Here is a 17,208-nt window from a genome sequence, read left to right as displayed (position 1 = left end):
ATGGATGGACCTCTCGTCAGCTATTACGGGGACGACTTCACCGGCTCCACCGATGTCATGGAGGCGCTCGCCTCGAACGGCGTGTCGACCGTGCTCTTCCTCGACATTCCGACGCCGGAACTGCTTGCGCGCTTTAAGGATTGCCGCGCGATCGGCATTGCCGGGACAAGCCGCAGCGAGACCCCCGCATGGATGCAAGAGCACCTTGCGCGCGCTTTCGAGTGGCTGAATTCGCTCGGCGCTGACATCTGCCACTACAAGGTCTGCTCGACCTTCGATTCCAGCCCCGAAATCGGCAATATCGGCAAGGCGATCGAAATCGGCCGATCGGTCTTCGGGCAATCCGTGGCGCCCGTCATCGTCGGCGCGCCGCAACTAAGGCGCTACACGGCATTCGGCAATCTCTTTGCCGCTTACCAGGGCCGGATCTTTCGTATCGACCGCCATCCCGTCATGAGCCGCCATCCGGTGACCCCGATGGATGAGGCGGACCTTGCGGTTCACCTGTCGAAACAGACCCGCCTTCCCGTCCTGGTCGCCGATCTTATCGCCATCACCGCGACGGACGCAGATGCGCGTGTCGACGAACTGGCGTCGGCTTCAGAAGGGATCCTGCTCATCGATGTCGATTCCGAAGCGACGCAGGAGGCCGCCGGTCGGCAGTTGCTTCGTGTCACCGGCCGCTCGGGAAGCTTCGTCGCCGGCTCCTCGGGGGTCGAATATGCCCTGCTCAGCGCATGGCGACGGAGCGGCTTCATCGGCGCGAGCGGCGCCGAGTTTCCCGATATCGGTCCGGTCGATCGCCTCGCCGTCGTGTCGGGCAGCGTATCGCCGACGACCGAGCGCCAGATCCGGACGGCCGTCGAGAACGGCTTCGAAAGCATCGCGCTCGATCCGCTGGCACTGGTTTCGGAGCACGGCGAAGGCGCGGTGGATGCTGCGGTAGAGGCGGGAACCGAGAAGCTCAAGCAAGGCAAGAGCGTCATCCTCTACACCGCGCTTGGCCCGTCCGCCGACCGCGGCGCCGACATCGACAAGCTTCCAGGCGCTCGTCACCGGCTCGGGAGAGCGCTCGGCACGATCTTGCGCCGCCTGATCGAGAACGAAGGGCTTTCGCGTGCGGTCGTCGCCGGCGGCGACACGTCAAGTCATGCCCTCAGGCAGTTGAAGATCGACGCGCTGACGACGCTTCTGCCGCTGCCCCAGACGCCGGGTTCTCCGCTTTGCCTTGCGCATGGCGACTATCAGCCGACCAACGGCCTGCAGATCGCCCTCAAAGGCGGCCAGGTCGGCACCGACGGTTATTTCACGCAGATCCGCGATGGGAGGAAACGCTGATGGTTTCCCCCGATCCGGCTTGGCGGAGAAAAACGTGCGGATCATACGAATTAAGTGATATGGTGATTGACTCATTATACCAGTATATGATCCTATCCAGAAACGGAAAAGGTGAGGAAACATGACTAAGATTGCCCTCTTCGGCGCAGGCGGGAAAATGGGATACCGGCTTGCCAAAAATCTCAAAGGCTCGCGTTTCGACGTCCGCCATATCGAGGTGAGCGACGCAGGCAAGGCGCGTTTGAAAAATGACCTCGGTGTCGATTGCGTGCCCGTCGATATCGGGCTCGACGGCGCCGAGGTGGTGATCCTTGCCGTGCCGGACACGGCGATCGGCAAGGTCGCGGCAGGCATCGTCGACAAGCTCGCATCGGGTACCATGGTGATCGCGCTGGACGCTGCAGCTCCTTTTGCCGGCCACCTGCCGAAGCGTGATGATCTTACCTACTTCGTCACCCATCCCTGCCATCCGCCGATTTTCAATGACGAGACGGACATGCAGGCGAAAAAGGACCACTTCGGCGGCCTCTTCGCCAAGCAGCATATCGTCTCGGCACTGATGCAAGGCCCCGAAAGCGCCTACGCGCTCGGCGAGGAAATCGCCAAGCTGATCTGGGCCCCGGTCATGCGCTCGCACCGGGTCACGGTCGACCAGCTTGCCATGCTCGAACCGGGCTTGTCGGAAACCGTCTGCGCATCGCTGCTCGTCGTCATGCGACAGGCCATGGACGAATGCGTGGCACGCGGCGTGCCGGAACAGGCCGCCCGCGATTTCCTGCTCGGCCATATGAACGTGCTCGGCGCGGTCATCTTCAAGGAAGTCGACGGCGTGTTCTCGGATGCCTGCAACAAGGCGATCGAGTTCGGCATCCCGGCGCTGATGCGCGACGACTGGAAAAAGGTATTCGAACCGCAGGAGATCGCCGAAAGCATCCGGCGCATCACCTGAACCGGCTTGGGGAGGCAAACCCTCCCCTCAACCGCCCCGGGGAGAAGGGGCTTCATTCACAACAGGGAGGAAAAAATGAAACTGACGCGCAGACTGACACTTGCAGCTTTTGCCGGCGCATTGGCGCTCGGAACGGCTCTTCCGGCCTTTTCGGCCGATCTCATCGCCATCATCACGCCGGCGCATGACAATCCCTTCTTCAAGGCCGAAGCCGTCGGCGCCGAAGCCAAGGCGAAGGAACTCGGCTACGAGACGCTGCTCATGACGCATGACGACGACGCCAACAAGCAGTCCGAAATGATCGACACGGCGATCGGGCGCGGCGCCAAGGCGATCATCCTCGACAATGCCGGAGCCGACGCCTCCGTCGCGGCCGTCAAAAAGGCGAAGGATGCAGGCATCCCCTCCTTCCTGATCGACCGCGAAATCAACGCGACGGGCGTTGCCGTCGCCCAGATCGTCTCGAACAACTATCAGGGCGCCCAGCTCGGGGCGCAGGAATTCGTCAAGCTGATGGGCGAGAAGGGCAATTACGTCGAACTGGTGGGCAAGGAGTCCGACACCAATGCCGGCATCCGCTCGCAAGGCTATCATGACGTCATCGACGACTATCCGGATCTGAAGTCCGTTGCCAAGCAGTCGGCCAATTGGAGCCAGACGGAAGCCTATTCGAAGATGGAAACCATCCTCCAGGCAAATCCCGACATCAAGGGCGTCATTTCAGGCAATGACACCATGGCCATGGGCGCCATCGCAGCGCTGCAGGCGGCCGGCCGCAAGGACGTGATCGTCGTCGGCTTCGATGGCTCCAACGACGTGCGCGACTCCATCAAGTCGGGCGGCATCAAGGCGACGGTCCTGCAGCCCGCCTATGCGCAGGCTCAGTTGGCAGTGGAACAGGCAGACGCCTACATCAAGAACAAGACGACGCCAAAGGAAGAGAAGCAGTTGATGGATTGCGTTCTCATCAATGCCGACAATGCCGGCAAGCTCGAAACCTTCGCCCTGACGAACTGATCAGCCGCGAATTGCGGAGGGCGCAGCGCTGCGCCCTCCGCAATGCATTTCGCAAGACGTCGAGGTTTAAAGCATGTTGAGAATGAAGGGCGCTCTCATCGCTGCCGTCGTGGCGGCCGCCTTGCCCGGCTGCAAGATCATCAAGACGCCGACGGCAGAGGAAAAGGCGGCGGCAGCGGCCAAGACCGCCTTCGACCCGAATGCAAAGGTCGAGGCGATCTGGCAGTCTGAGGCAGTGCCCTATTTCGAGAAGCGCGCCGGCGATCTCAAGGACGTCATACAATTGGCCGCCTCCAGCCCCGACGCCGCAGGCGAGAAATACGGCAATCCCCGCAAGCAGAGCAGCTCGCCATGGACCTATGCGGTGAAGATCACCGGCAAGATTGTTGCGGCCGATACGGCCTCTCGCGCGGCAACGCTCGATGTCGACGCAGATGGCGACGGCAAGGCCGATGCGAAGGTGCAGATCGGGCCGGCGCTGCGCGGCACGGCGCTGCGCGACACGCTGGAGTTCGTCAATTTCAACGAATTCAAGAACCAGATCGAGTGGGCGCAGTTCGGCAAAGCCTTCAACGAGAAGGCCAATACCACCTTTCTCTCCGCCATCCCGCGTGAAGGCCTCGCCGGCAAGACGGTGACCGCGATCGGCGCCTTTCCGCTGCCGAAGAGCGGCGAGCTGCCGTTCATCACGCCTTCGGAACTGAAGGTCGGCCCATGACCACAGGAGGGGCACAAAAGGACGACATCATCCTGCGCCTCGACGACGTGTCGAAGGTCTATTCGGGCATCGTCGCCGTCAAGCGCGCCAATCTCGAACTGCGCCGCGGCGCAGTGAACGTCCTTGTCGGCGAAAACGGTGCAGGCAAGTCGACGCTGATGAAGATCATCGCCGGTGTCGAGCGTCCGACGCTCGGCCGCATCATTCTGGATGGCAAGCCTGTCTCCTTCGACAGCCCGGCGGACGCGCAAGCGCACGGCATCGGCATGATCTTCCAGGAACTCAATCTCTTTGCCAACATGTCGGTCGCCGAGAATATCTTCGCCAGGCGTGAAATCACCCGCGGCATCCTCGGCATCGATCACAAGGCACAGGTGCAAAAGGCCAATGCGTTTCTGAAGCGTCTGGATGCCGGGATCGAGGCCGATACGATGGTCGAGGATTTGCCGATCGGCCAGCAGCAGCTCGTCGAGATCGCCAAGGCGATGTCGCTGGATGCCCGGATCCTGATCATGGACGAGCCGACGTCGGCGCTTTCGGCGGCCGAAGTCGAGATCCTGTTCAAGGTGATCGCGGAGCTTAAGGCCCAGGGTGTGGCGATCGTCTATATCTCGCACCGGCTCGAAGAGCTGATGCGGATCGGCGATTACATCACGGTGCTGCGTGACGGCCAGGTCACCGGTGAAGCGATGGTCCGCGACATCGACACGCGCTGGATCGTGCGCTCGATGATCGGCTCGGATGCCAAGGATTTTGCAAAATCCGTGGACCACGCCATCGGAGCCGAGGTCTTTCGCGCCGAAAATATCAGCCTGCCGCGGCCGACAGGCGGCCTTTCGGTCAACAATGTCTCGCTGTCGGTCAAGGCGGGCGAAATCCTCGGCATCTACGGCCTGATGGGTGCCGGGCGCAGCGAATTCTTCGAATGCGTGATCGGCCGTCACACACACTCGACCGGCAAGATCTTCATCGACGGCAAGCAGGTTCGTGCCCGCGACACCACCCGGCGTATCCGCCGCGGCCTTGCGCTCATTCCGGAAGACCGGCAGCGGGAAGGTCTGGTCCAGGTGCTCTCGATTGCCTCCAACCTGACACTGGCGAGCCTTGGCCGCTTCACCCGGCTCTTCCATATCGACAGAGGTGCGGAAAAGAATGCCATTCGCGATGCAATCCGCGATCTGTCGATCAAGGCGCCGAACCCGGATTTCGAGGTGACCTCGATGTCCGGCGGCAATCAGCAGAAGGTCGTCATCGGTAAGGCGTTGATGACCAATCCGAAAGTGCTTTTGATGGACGAGCCGAGCCGCGGCATCGATGTCGGCGCCAAGGCCGATGTCTTCCGCACCATGCGGCGGCTGGCGGCAAACGGGCTCGCCATTCTGTTTTCGACTTCCGACCTCGAGGAGGTCATGGCGCTTTCCGATCGCATCGCGGTCTTGAGCAACGGCCAGCTGGTCGCCGTCTTCGACCGCAACGAGGCCACGGAAGAAGCCATTATCGCGGCTTCGGCCAAGGGACACGGACATCAAGGGAAACTCGCGTCATGATGACGGCTACCTCCACCACTCTTGCGCCGAAGGGCGGCAACGGCTCGGCGCTTCTGACGCTGATGAAGCTCAGGACGTTCATCGCGTTATTTGCCGTCATCATCTTCTTCGCGATCTTCGCCCCGAACTTCACCTCGACGGCGAACATGATCCTGATGTCGAAGCACGTGGCGCTGAACGCCTTCCTGGCGATGGGCATGACCTTCGTCATCATCACCGGCGGCATCGATCTCTCGGTCGGATCGATCGTCGGGCTTTGCGGCATGGTCGCCGGCGGTCTGATCCTTTACGGCATCGAATTGCCGATCGGCTACACCATCTTTTTCAACCTCTTCGAGATCGTGCTGATCACCTTGTCGATCGGCCTGCTCATCGGGCTGATCAACGGCCTGCTGATCACCAAGCTCAACGTTGCGCCGTTCATCGCCACACTCGGCACACTCTATATCGCCCGCGGTCTCGCTTTGCTGTCGTCGGACGGCCAGACCTTTCCGAACCTTGTCGGCCGGCCTGAATATGCGACGACCGGATTCGATTTCTTCGGCGCGGGACGCATTTTCGGTCTGCCGGTATCGATCTGGATTCTGATCGTGCTTGCCCTGCTAGCCGCCTATGTCGCGCGTTCGACGCCGATCGGCCGTCACATCTTCGCCGTCGGCGGCAATGAGCGGGCCGCCCGCATGTCCGGCATCCGGGTCGATGTCGTGAAGATCTTCGTCTACATGTTTTCCGGACTGTGCGCCGCCATCGTCGGCGTCGTCATCTCCTCGGAACTGATGGCGGCCCATCCGGCGACCGGCGAAAGCTTCGAACTCAATGCGATTGCGGCAGCCGTGCTCGGCGGCACCTCGATGTCGGGCGGCCGCGGCACGATCGGCGGCACGATCATCGGCGCCTTCGTCATCGGCATTCTCTCCGACGGATTGGTGATGATGGGCGTCTCCTCCTTCTGGCAGATGGTCATCAAGGGCCTCGTCATCATCATCGCCGTCGTCGTCGACCAGGCGCAGCGCCGCCTGCAGCAGCGCGTTACCCTCATGCAGATGGCAAAGGCAGGTTAAGATGACGGAATTGAAAGGGGCTTTGATCGGTTGCGGTTTCTTTGCGATCAACCAGATGCATGCCTGGAACGACGTTCGAGGTGCCGGCATCGTGGCGATCTGCGACCGCGACCCGGAGCGGCTGAAGATCGTTGGCGATCAGTTCGGCATCGATCGTCGCTATGGCGATGCCGAGGCATTGTTCGCCGATGGCGGTTTTGATTTCGTCGACATTGCCACGACGGTCCAAAGCCACCGCTTTCTCGTCGAATTGGCGGCTGCGAACAAGGTGCCGGCCATCTGCCAGAAGCCGTTCGCCAAGACCTTGTCCGACGCGAAGGCCATGGTCGAGGCGTGTCGCAATGCCAGCATACCGCTGATGGTGCACGAGAATTTTCGCTGGCAGACGCCCATCCAGGCGGTCCGCAAGGCGCTGGATGCGGATGCGATCGGCACGCCCTTCTGGGGGCGCTTCTCCTTCCGTTCGGCCTACGACGTCTTTTCCGGCCAGCCCTATCTCGCCGAAGGGGAGCGGTTCATCATCGAAGACCTCGGCATCCATACGCTCGACATCGCCCGCTATATCCTAGGTGACGTTCGCTCGCTCACGGCCCGCACCAAGCGGGTCAATCCAGCCATCAAGGGTGAGGATGTCGCGACCATTCTGCTCGATCACGAAAACGGCGCCACATCGGTCGTCGACGTCAGCTACGCCACCAGGCTTTCCAGGGAGCCATTCCCCGAGACCTTGATCGAGCTCGACGGTTCTGAGGGCACGATCCGCCTGCCCCAGGGTTACGGCCTGGAAATCACCAACGCCAAGGGCACCACCACCACTGACGTATCGCCGAAGCTGTTGTCATGGGCCTCGCGGCCCTGGCACAACATCCAGGAGAGCGTCTACGCGATCCAGCAGCATTGGGTTGATCAGTTGGAGCGCGGCGGCGAACACTCGACATCAGGGGCCGACAATCTGAAAACTTTCGCGCTCGTCGAGGCCGCTTATGACAGCGCGGCCAGGGGACAGACGATCGACGTCGGAGCGATGCTGCGATGACGGTCGATGCGTTCCAGCTCTACGGCACTCGCCTCGTCGAAACGCCGCCGGTTCGCCTGAGAGCCGGAAAACTGGAAGCCGATCTCACCAATGGCAACCTCCGCACCATCCGCTACGATGGCACCGAAGTGCTGCGAGCGATTTCATACCTCGTTCGCGACCGGGACTGGGGCACCTACAGCCCCGAAATTGTCAATCTCCGGATCGAGCAGAGTGACGATCGTTTCGCGGTCGCCTATCGCGCCTGCTGCGAGGGACCGGATGATACCAAACTCATCATCGATGTTCGCATCACCGGAAATGCGGACCGGCTCGACTTCGAGGCCGAAGCCAACACAGAGACCGGCTTCGAGACCAATCGCTGCGGCTTTTGCATCCTGCATCCGATCGTCGGCGTGGCGGGCTCGCCGGCAACGGTCGAGCATGTCGACGGCCGGATAATGGCAACTCGGTTTCCCGATGTCATCGAGCCTTGGCAGCCGTTCAAGGACATGCGCGCCATCACCCACGCGGTCATGCCTGATGTTCAGGCGGAATGCCGGATGGAGGGCGACACTTTTGAAATGGAAGATCAGAGGAACTGGTCGGACGCATCCTACAAGACCTATGTCAGACCGCTCGCCCTTCCCTGGCCCTACCAGATTGCCGCCAATCAGCCCGTTGAGCAAAGGACGTCGCTGATCATCAAAGATGCACGCGACGCCACACGGCATCCTCCAGCTGCGGCGTCAGGCGGCGCCATAAAACTTGAACTCGGGGCGCGAACCGGCACCATGCCTGATATCGGCGTGATCGTTACACCCGAGGAGGCCGATGCGACGCTGTCGGCAAAGTCCGTTCTGTCGGAGATCGCTCCCCAGGAACTCCTTTTCCACTTCGACCCCAGTGCCGGGCACGGCGTCGACGCGCTCAGGCGGTTTGCTGCGATCGCAACAGTCCATCGCGGCCGCTCGACGCTGGAGATCGCCCTTCCCTGCCAATCGTCACCGTCTAGCGAGGCGGCCGAGATCGCCCGCCAGATGCAACTGGCGGAATTCAGGCCGGATGCGATCATGATCTCGCCATCCGTCGACCGGCAATCGACGCCGCCCGGCAGCACATGGCCGGATTGCCCGCCCTTGGATGAGGTCTATACAGCTGCCCGCGCCGCCTTTCCCGGCATTCGCATCGGCGGCGGCATGCTGAGCTACTTCACCGAACTCAACCGGAAGCGTGTCCCAGACGGACAACTCGACTTCGTCAGCCACTGCACCAACCCGATCGTGCACGCCGCCGACGATCTCAGCGTCATGCAGACATTGGAAGCACTGCCCTTCATCACGCGGTCGGTGCGTGCGATATATGGCGACAAGCCCTACCGGATCGGCCCATCGACGATCCCGATGCGACAGAATCCCTATGGTAGCCGCACGATGGACAATCCGGTGCGCGCACGCATCCCCATGGCCAATCGCGACCCACGTCACAATGGACGTTTCGCGGAGGCCTTCGCGCTTGGCTACGCGATACGAGTGCTGGATGCCGGTCTGGAATGCCTGACGCTATCAGCCTTGACCGGTCCGTTCGGCCTGATCGCCGGTCCGGGGGAACCGACCGAACAAGGCGGGCGTCGTCCGCTGTTCGATACGGTGCGGACTCTGTGTCAACTGGCTGGTGCAACCTGGCGGGAATGCGTCTCCTCCTCGCCCTCCGAGGTCCTGTCTTTCGTTGAAAGGGATACTACAGGCGCCAGGCTTTACGTCGTCAATCTGACGAGCGAAGAACGAAAGGTCGATTGCGGCGCATGCGGGCCGACCGGCAAGGACTCAAGCGGGAATCTGCTGCTTGCCCCATTGGCTGTCGCCGTCCTGCCGCTGGAGCACCACGCGCTGGCGGATTGACCTCCAGCAGTGCAGCTGCATCTATGAGATCGGAACTCGCTCTCGGGAGGATCGACGTGAAGACGAAGAAGCTTATCAATTCCGGCGCAGATGCCGTCGATGAGATGCTGCAAGGGATCCTGGCGGCGCATCCGCGCCATCTCTATGCGGTAGACATGCCCCGCGCGATCATTGCCAGAGACGGGCCACGCAGGGGCAAGGTCGGGCTGGTCATCGGCGGTGGATCCGGGCACGAGCCGACATTTCTGGGGTTTGTCGGCAAGGGCCTGGCGGATGCGGCCGCGATCGGCAATGTTTTCGCCTCGCCGCCGCCCGATCCGATTATCGCCTGCGCCATGGCGGTCGACGGTGGCGTCGGTGTCCTGTTCATGTATGGCAACTATGCCGGCGACGTGATGAACTTCGACATGGCTGCCGAGATGCTGGCGCTCGATGAGATCGAGGTGCGCACCGTGCTGACCACGGATGATGTGGCGTCCGCCCCTGCCGATCAGCGGGACAAGCGACGTGGCGTGGCGGGCAACGTCTTCATCTTCAAGGCCGCCGGCGCGGCCTGCGATCTTCTCTATTCGTTTGACGATGTCGAGCGCGCGGCCCGCCATGCCAATGCGCGAACCTACACGATGGGTGTGGCGCTCTCGCCCTGTTCGCTGCCCCAGACCCTCCGGCCAAACTTCCTGATCGGCCAAGGCGAGATGGAGATCGGAATGGGCATCCATGGGGAGCCTGGCGTGGCGCGCGAGCCGCTGAAGCCGGCCGACGCGGTGACCGACGAACTCATGGACAGCATTCTGCGGGAGATGAAAGCAGACCGGGGCGATCGTGTCGCGGTACTCGTCAATTCGCTGGGTTCGACCCCGATGATGGAACTCTACATCATGATGCGGCGCGTGAAGTCCCGGCTCGACGATGCCGGGCTCATCCTCCATACGTCGCTCGTCGGAAACTACTGCACGTCGCTCGAAATGGCCGGCGCGTCGATCACGGTCATGCATCTTGACGACGAGCTTCAGCGATTGATCGACCACCCCTGTGATTGCGCGATGTTTGCGAGGTGATCAATGACGTTTACGACCGAAGATCTGCAGCGCTTGTTTGCCGCAATTGCCGAGGATATCGCGGCCGCACGAGATCAACTTTGCGAACTGGACGGTGCCATTGGCGATGGGGATCACGGCCTTGCCATGGATGCGGGCTGCCAGGCGGCTGCGAAAGCGGTCGGCGAGCTTGACGCCGAGATCGCCCCGACAGCCGCATTCAACGTCGCGGCAAAGGCTTTCCTGAATGCGGTCGGTGCTTCGTCGGGCCCGTTATATGCCACGGCCTTCATGCGCGCCGGAGCGGCCGCCAAGGACAAGCAAGTATTAAGCGATGATGATTTCCTGCGCGTCTTTGCGGCAATGGCGCAGGGAATCCAGGAACGCGGAAAGGCCGAACCCGGTGAAAAGACGATGGTTGACGCCTGGAAGCCGGCGGCTGACGCGGCACTCGATGCCTGGCAGTCGGGAAAGCCCCTCCCCCAATGCTTCGAGGCGGCCGAGCGGGCAGCGCGCGCAGGCTGCGAAGCGACCAGCAGCATGATGGCAGCCAAGGGACGGGCTTCGCGATTGGGGGACCGTGTGATCGGGCACATCGATCCCGGCGCCGCCTCGGCCCTCATCATCATCGCCGCGATGGCCAAATTTGCCCAACATCACGATGGTTAGCTCATCATACCAGTTGACATGTCAATGACTATCTGCAACAAGGGGCCCGGCTTTACAAGAGGAGGACGGTAATGCTGACCCTTTCTGCGAAATTGAAAACTGCGAGCATCGTTGCGATTGCCGTGGCGTCACTATCGGCCACGCCGGTTCTTGCTGAAGACATCACGCTCTGGACCCTCAACTTCGACAACAATGCTGCCAATACAGCTCTGAAGAAGGTGGCGACAGATTTTGAAGCCGCAAACCCGGGAACGCATGTCGAGATCGTCCAGCGCGCCGTCGACGAGCACAAGACCGCATTGCGCGTCGCTGCCGGCTCCGACAAGGGGCCTGACATTTATTTCAGCTGGGCCGGCCTCGGCCTCGGTGGCGAATATGTGAAGGCCGGTCTGTCCCTGCCCCTCGACAAATACTATGCCGAGTATAAGTGGAGCGACGAATTGTTGCCCTCGGCAGCGGCTTTTGCCGACCTCTACCCCGGCGGCAAGCACGGCGTGCCATTCACCTTCAAGGGTGAGGCCGTCTATTACAACAAGAAGCTTTTCGAACAGGCCGGCATCAAGGAAGAGCCGAAAACCTACGACGAATTCCTTGCCGCGGCCGATAAGCTGAAGGCTGCAGGCATCCCTGCCTTCACCTTCGGCGGCACGGTCAACTGGCACGTCATGCGCCTCATGGACGTCATCCTTGAAACGAAGTGCGGTGCTGAAAAGCACGATGCGCTGAAGGCGATGACGTTGGACTGGACCAAGGAACCCTGCGCGACGGAATCCTTCGCGGAGTTTGCCAAGTGGACGAAGGACTATACGCTGCAGCCATTCATGGGCATCGACAACAAACAGTCCTACAGCCTCTTCACCGCAGGCCGCGCGGCGATGATGCTCGAAGGCGACTGGCTGGTCAGCCAGCTTAACGGCTCCGGCGCCAATCTCGACGACTACGGCATTTTCCCCTTCCCGACCAACACCGACCGTCTCTACGGTTTCGCCGAGTACAATTACATCAGCACCAAGAGCAAGAGCCCTGACGTAGCGGCGAAGTTCCTCGACTACTTCCTCTCGACGAAGGTCCAGCAGGATCTGCTCGGCCAGTTGAGTTCGACCTCCGTCAACAAGAACGTACAATATGCCAACCAGAAGCCGCTCGAGGCGGAATGGCTGGGGATCTTCCAGAAATACGGCAAAGTGTACATGAACGGCGATCAGGCTTTCCCGCTCGACGTCACGACGGAGTATTTCCGGGTCATCAACGATGTTGCTTCCGGCAACACCGAGCCGGCCGATGCGGCCAAGCAGCTGCAGAGCTTTATCGCAAGCAGAACCTGATTCCTCCCGAGGTGCCAGTCGATCGACCCAGCTGTCGATCGACCGGCACATTCTTTCATCAGCTGGCAGCCGCTTCACTGCCAGGAGGAAAGCATGTCACTTCGACAATCGACACATGATCCGCGCGTACAAGCGCTCATCCTGCTCGTGCCAGCCCTGGCAATCTATGCCGTCTTCGCCCTCTATCCGATGCTCAATGTCGTCATTCTGAGCTTCCAGAAATGGAACGGGCTGGATCCGCAGCGGCAATTTGTAGGGCTTGCAAACTACTCGGCGATTTTCACGAGAGATCCTGTCTTCTGGGTTGCCTTCCGCAATACCGTCATCTGGACCTTGATGAGCCTGATCTTTCCGCCGATGATCGGACTGCTGCTGGCGCTCAGTCTCAATCAGAAGATATTCGGCCGCAACGGCCTCAGGGCCATCTTCTATCTGCCGGTCATCATCGCGCCGATCGCTGTGGCCACAATGTGGAAGTGGATGTACGACCCGTTCTTCGGCCTTTTCAGCCAGCTGCTCACCTCGTGGGGCATGCAGGGCTGGATCAATGACTGGCTGGGCAACAGGGATATCGCCCTCTATTCCGTTTTCGTCGCCTATCTCTGGCAGACGGTCGGCTTCTCGATGGTCCTGTTCCTGGCGGGCCTGCAGAATGTCTCTCAGACGCTCGTCGAGGCAGCGCGCATCGATGGCGCCGGCCGCTGGGCGGTGTTCAAGCATGTGACATTGCCGGCCTTGCGGCCGACGATCACGATCGTTCTCGTCCTTTCCGTCATCTCCTCCCTGAAGGCCTTCGACATCGTCTATGGCCTGACCGGCGGCGGGCCGGCCCAGTCCACCCAGATGCTGGCGCTCTGGGCATTCACGCAAGCGATGCAGATCTTCGATTTCGGACGAGGTGCAGCGATTTCGGTCGTGCTGCTGCTGATCACCATGGCTGTCGTCATTCCCTATCTCAAATGGACCCAGAAGCACGAGGAGGTTGAATCGTGACAGCAGTACCGACCGACCAGACCGCAGTGCATCTGCAGGTCGAACCATCGTCGATGAAGCGGGATCCGATTCTGATCGGCCTCTGGATCACGCTTGTTATCGTGGCGCTCGTCTGGGTCGCGCCATTCGTCTTCATCGTCTTCACCTCCTTGAAGACGCCGGCGGCGGTGACGGGCACGGGCGCCTTCGTGCCGCCAACCGAGCTTGCTTTCGAAAACTACAGCGCCGCATGGAGCCGCGGCAACTTCGCAAACTCCTTCTTCAACAGCGTCATCATAACCGTCATCAAGGTGCCGCTCGGGCTGTTCCTTTCGGCGATGGCCGCCTATGCCCTTGCCAAGATCAAGCTGAAGATCACCAAGGCCCTGCTGCTGCTCGTCGTGTTCGGGACGATGATCCCCTTCCAGGTGATGCTTGCGCCGCTCTTCACCCTGGTCAATTCGTTCGGCCTGATCGACACCTACCCCGGCGTCATCCTGCCCTACATCGCCTTCGGCGTTCCCTATCAGGTTTTTATCCTGCACGGCTTCTTCAAGAGCATTCCCAAGGAGCTGTCGGAAGCAGCTCTGATCGACGGCGCAAACCACTTCATCATCTTCAGACGGATCTTTCTGCCGGTGTGCCTGCCCGTGCTCGCGGCACTGCTCATCCTCGACTTCGTCTCCACCTGGAACGAATTCGCCATGGCGCTGGTGCTGCTCCAGGATCAGCACATGTGGACCCTACCGCTCGGCCTGATGTCGTTTCAGGGGCAGTTCTCGAGCAATTACGGCCAGCTCAATGCGGCCATCGTGATGACCGTCCTGCCGGCAACGATCGTCTATCTCATCTTCCAGCGTTACTTCGTCTCTGGCCTGACCTCCGGTGCCGTCAAAGGCTAGGGCCACGAAAAGCATTTCACGAGGAGAATATTCTATGTCTGATGCAACAGTCGAAAAATGGGGCGTGTTCGAGGCCTCCTTTGATGGACCCTCCGGCGGCAATCCCTATCTCGACGTGGCATTCGATGCCGTGTTCACCCATAAGAGCCGCGAAGTCCGCGTGCCGGGTTTCTATGACGGCAACGGAACCTACCGTATCCGCTTCATGCCGGATAGCGAAGGCGAATGGTCCTTTCTAACCCGTTCCAAGACTGCTGCACTCGACGGCAAGGCCGGTGCATTGACCGCGACCGGGCCTTCGGCCGGCAATCACGGCCCGGTGCGCGTGCGCAACAAATTCCACTTCGCCTATGCGGACGGCACCCCGTTCCTGTCCTTCGGAACGACCTGCTACGCCTGGACGCACCAGCCGCTCGACATGCAGAAGCAGACCCTCGAAACCCTCAAGAAGGCCCGCTTCAACAAGATGCGGATGGGCGTGTTTCCGAAGGATTATCCCTACAATGTCAACGAGCCGCTGCACGCCTGCTTCGAACGCGGGGCGGACGGAAGGGAAGACTTCGACCGCCCGAACCCCGCCTCGTTCCAGCACTTCGAGAAGCAGGTCGCAGCGCTCTGCCAGCTGGGGATCGAAGCCGATATCATCATCTTCCACCCTTACGACCGGTGGGGCTATGCCGACATGTCGGCCGAACAGGATTTTCGCTATGTCGAATATCTGGCCGCTCGTCTCGCCGCCTACCGGAACGTCTGGTGGTCGCTTGCCAATGAATATGATTTTCTCATCGATACGAAGCCGATGGAGCAGTGGGATCGCTACTTCCACATCCTCGAAGAGAACGACCCCTACCAGCACCTGCGCTCCATCCATAATGGCGACGTGACGGCGAATTTCGATCATCGCAAGCCCTGGGTGACGCACACCTGCATTCAAAACCCTGACGTCAAGCGGACGCAGGAATGGCGCGATGCCTACGGCAAGCCTGTCGTCAACGACGAGCCCGAATATGAGGGCGACATCCTGCAGTCATGGGGCAATCTCAATGCGCAGGAGCTCGTGCATCGCTTCTGGATCACGATGGCGCGCGGCGGCTATGCCGGCCATGGCGAAACCTATTCCCATCCGGAGGATCTGATCTGGTGGGCCAAAGGCGGGGAACTGCGCGGCGAAGCGTGGAAGCGCATCGCCTTCCTCCGCGACCTTCTGGAAGCCGATGTCAAGCACGGCCTCGAGCCGCTGGGCATCATCGGCGAATGGCCCTGGTCTCGCGTGTCGGGCGCGCGCGACGGTGACGGCGATTTCCGCCTGATTTATTTCGGCGAGCATCAGCCGGTGATCTGGTCCACGGGCCTGCCCGTCGACGGTGACGATTATGATGTCGATCTCATCGACACATGGGAGATGACGATCACGCCGGTGGAGAAGGTGGCGGCTCCCGTTCCGCATCCGACGCGCCATGGATCGGTCGTGCGCGGCGGCAAGCCGGACGCTGCCTTTGGCGTGAAAATTCCGCGCAAGCCGTACCAGGCGTTGCGCGTGCGCAGGAAGCGCTAAAAGATGACAAGGGGTACGAAATGTCTGGCTTGAGCATCAGAAACGTCAAGAAATCCTTCGGCACTGTCGATATCATTCATGGTGTCGACGTCGAGATCGCCGACGGGGAATTTACCATTCTCGTCGGCCCCTCCGGCTGCGGCAAGTCGACATTGCTGCGCATGATTGCCGGGCTCGAGGATATCACCGCCGGTCAAATCAGCATTGACGGCCGGGTCGTGAACAATCTGCAGCCGAAGGATCGCGATATCGCGATGGTCTTCCAGAACTATGCTTTGTACCCGCAGATGACGGTTTCCCAGAACATGGGATTTGCGCTCGAGCTCGCCGGAGTCAAGCGGCCGGAAATCGAACAGAAGGTCGGGGAGGCTGCAGCGATTCTCGGATTGCAGCCGCTTCTCGATCGAAAGCCGGCTCAGCTGTCGGGCGGACAGCGGCAGCGCGTCGCCATGGGCCGGGCCATCGTTCGCGATCCGAAAGTCTTTCTCTTCGACGAGCCGCTCTCCAATCTGGATGCGAAACTGCGCGTGAAGATGAGGGCGGAGATCAAGGCTCTGCACCAGCGCCTGAAGACCACGATCGTTTACGTCACCCACGACCAGATCGAAGCCATGACCATGGCCGACAAGATCGTCGTGCTCCACGGCGGCCGCGTCGAACAGATCGGCAGTCCGCTCGAGCTCTATGACCGACCGCGCAATATCTTTGTCGCCGGCTTCCTCGGCTCCCCCGCGATGAACTTTCTTGAGGGAACTCTTGAGGGCGCAGGCAACCCGGCTTTGTCGCTGCCGGGTGGGTCACGCGTAGCGCTTTCGCGGGCTCCAGCCAATTCCGCCAACAGACCGCTGACACTGGGTATTCGTCCCGAAGACATCACCTTCGGTGGCGAAAACGGTGTGGATGCCGTGGTCAAAGTGGTCGAACCCACGGGATCGGAAACCCATGTCGCCGTGGAACTCGACGGCAGGGAGCTGACATGGGTCGTTCGCGAACGGGTCGAACTGGTGCCGGAACAGCCGGTGAAGCTTTCTTTCGAAACGGCCAAGGTTCACTTCTTCGACCGGCAGACGCAGCAGCGCCTGAATGCCTGAATAAGGCCGTCAGCAGGTCTGTCGAACGCGGAACGGGAATTTGACGGCATCGGCAGTTCTTGATGATTCCTCGTCTTCGGAGCGAATTGGTGACTTGTAATCTCTGATCTC

15 protein-coding genes are annotated in these 17,208 nt (G+C 60.9%); all 15 read left to right on the top strand.

Going from position 1 to position 17,208, the window contains the following annotated elements:
• Nucleotides 1-1,338 carry a four-carbon acid sugar kinase family protein gene (locus tag G9X68_RS16670; RefSeq protein ID WP_171603897.1) on the top strand — a complete coding sequence of 446 codons (1,338 nt, stop codon included), beginning with the start codon at nt 1-3 and terminating at the stop codon, nt 1,336-1,338.
• A gap of 121 nt (nt 1,339-1,459) precedes the next feature.
• Nucleotides 1,460-2,287 (top strand): phosphogluconate dehydrogenase C-terminal domain-containing protein, encoded by an 828-nt coding sequence (locus tag G9X68_RS16665; protein WP_171603340.1) that lies wholly within the window; start codon nt 1,460-1,462, stop codon nt 2,285-2,287.
• Nucleotides 2,288-2,362: 75 nt separating this feature from the next.
• Nucleotides 2,363-3,304 carry a D-ribose ABC transporter substrate-binding protein gene (locus G9X68_RS16660; RefSeq protein WP_003550404.1) on the top strand — a complete coding sequence of 314 codons (942 nt, stop codon included), beginning with the start codon at nt 2,363-2,365 and terminating at the stop codon, nt 3,302-3,304.
• Nucleotides 3,305-3,377: 73 nt separating this feature from the next.
• The gene (locus G9X68_RS16655; RefSeq protein WP_171603339.1) at nt 3,378-4,022 is read left to right on the top strand and encodes a DUF2291 family protein; all 645 of its coding nucleotides are present in this window, start codon (nt 3,378-3,380) and stop codon (nt 4,020-4,022) included.
• Nucleotides 4,019-5,569, top strand: a complete 1,551-nt coding sequence (locus G9X68_RS16650; RefSeq protein ID WP_171603338.1) for a sugar ABC transporter ATP-binding protein — start codon at nt 4,019-4,021, stop codon at nt 5,567-5,569. The genes G9X68_RS16655 and G9X68_RS16650 overlap by 4 nt, the downstream gene beginning before the upstream one ends.
• The gene (locus tag G9X68_RS16645; protein WP_171603337.1) at nt 5,566-6,630 is read left to right on the top strand and encodes an ABC transporter permease; all 1,065 of its coding nucleotides are present in this window, start codon (nt 5,566-5,568) and stop codon (nt 6,628-6,630) included. Before G9X68_RS16650 ends, G9X68_RS16645 begins: the two co-directional genes overlap by 4 nt.
• 1 nt (nt 6,631) lies before the next feature.
• A complete protein-coding gene (locus tag G9X68_RS16640) occupies nt 6,632-7,666 on the top strand; it encodes a Gfo/Idh/MocA family protein (protein ID WP_171603336.1) in 1,035 nt (344 codons plus the stop codon).
• On the top strand, nt 7,663-9,546 hold the full coding sequence (gene apnL / locus G9X68_RS16635) for a D-apionate lactonase (RefSeq protein ID WP_171603335.1): 1,884 nt from the start codon (nt 7,663-7,665) through the stop codon (nt 9,544-9,546). The genes G9X68_RS16640 and apnL overlap by 4 nt, the downstream gene beginning before the upstream one ends.
• Before the next feature lie 56 nt (nt 9,547-9,602).
• Nucleotides 9,603-10,604, top strand: a complete 1,002-nt coding sequence (locus G9X68_RS16630; protein ID WP_171603334.1) for a dihydroxyacetone kinase subunit DhaK — start codon at nt 9,603-9,605, stop codon at nt 10,602-10,604.
• Between the two features lie 3 nt (nt 10,605-10,607).
• Nucleotides 10,608-11,252 carry a dihydroxyacetone kinase subunit DhaL gene (gene dhaL, locus G9X68_RS16625; RefSeq protein WP_171603333.1) on the top strand — a complete coding sequence of 215 codons (645 nt, stop codon included), beginning with the start codon at nt 10,608-10,610 and terminating at the stop codon, nt 11,250-11,252.
• A 71-nt stretch (nt 11,253-11,323) separates the two neighbouring features.
• Entirely contained in the window at nt 11,324-12,577 is a 1,254-nt protein-coding gene (locus tag G9X68_RS16620; protein ID WP_077980559.1) for an ABC transporter substrate-binding protein, read from the top strand.
• A 93-nt stretch (nt 12,578-12,670) separates the two neighbouring features.
• Complete coding sequence (locus G9X68_RS16615) at nt 12,671-13,570, top strand: carbohydrate ABC transporter permease (protein ID WP_171603332.1); 900 nt, start codon at nt 12,671-12,673, stop codon at nt 13,568-13,570.
• Complete coding sequence (locus G9X68_RS16610) at nt 13,567-14,451, top strand: carbohydrate ABC transporter permease (protein WP_171603331.1); 885 nt, start codon at nt 13,567-13,569, stop codon at nt 14,449-14,451. The genes G9X68_RS16615 and G9X68_RS16610 overlap by 4 nt, the downstream gene beginning before the upstream one ends.
• Nucleotides 14,452-14,485: 34 nt before the next feature.
• The gene (locus G9X68_RS16605; protein WP_171603330.1) at nt 14,486-16,006 is read left to right on the top strand and encodes a DUF5060 domain-containing protein; all 1,521 of its coding nucleotides are present in this window, start codon (nt 14,486-14,488) and stop codon (nt 16,004-16,006) included.
• 20 nt (nt 16,007-16,026) lie between these two features.
• Nucleotides 16,027-17,097 (top strand): ABC transporter ATP-binding protein, encoded by a 1,071-nt coding sequence (locus tag G9X68_RS16600; RefSeq protein ID WP_171603329.1) that lies wholly within the window; start codon nt 16,027-16,029, stop codon nt 17,095-17,097.
• Nucleotides 17,098-17,208 lie beyond the last annotated feature (111 nt).

This window comes from Rhizobium changzhiense (assembly GCF_013087625.1).
Taxonomy (GTDB): domain Bacteria; phylum Pseudomonadota; class Alphaproteobacteria; order Rhizobiales; family Rhizobiaceae; genus Rhizobium; species Rhizobium sophorae.
The sequence above is the reverse complement of the archived record's forward strand: the minus strand, read 5'-3'. Positions and strand labels throughout refer to the sequence as shown.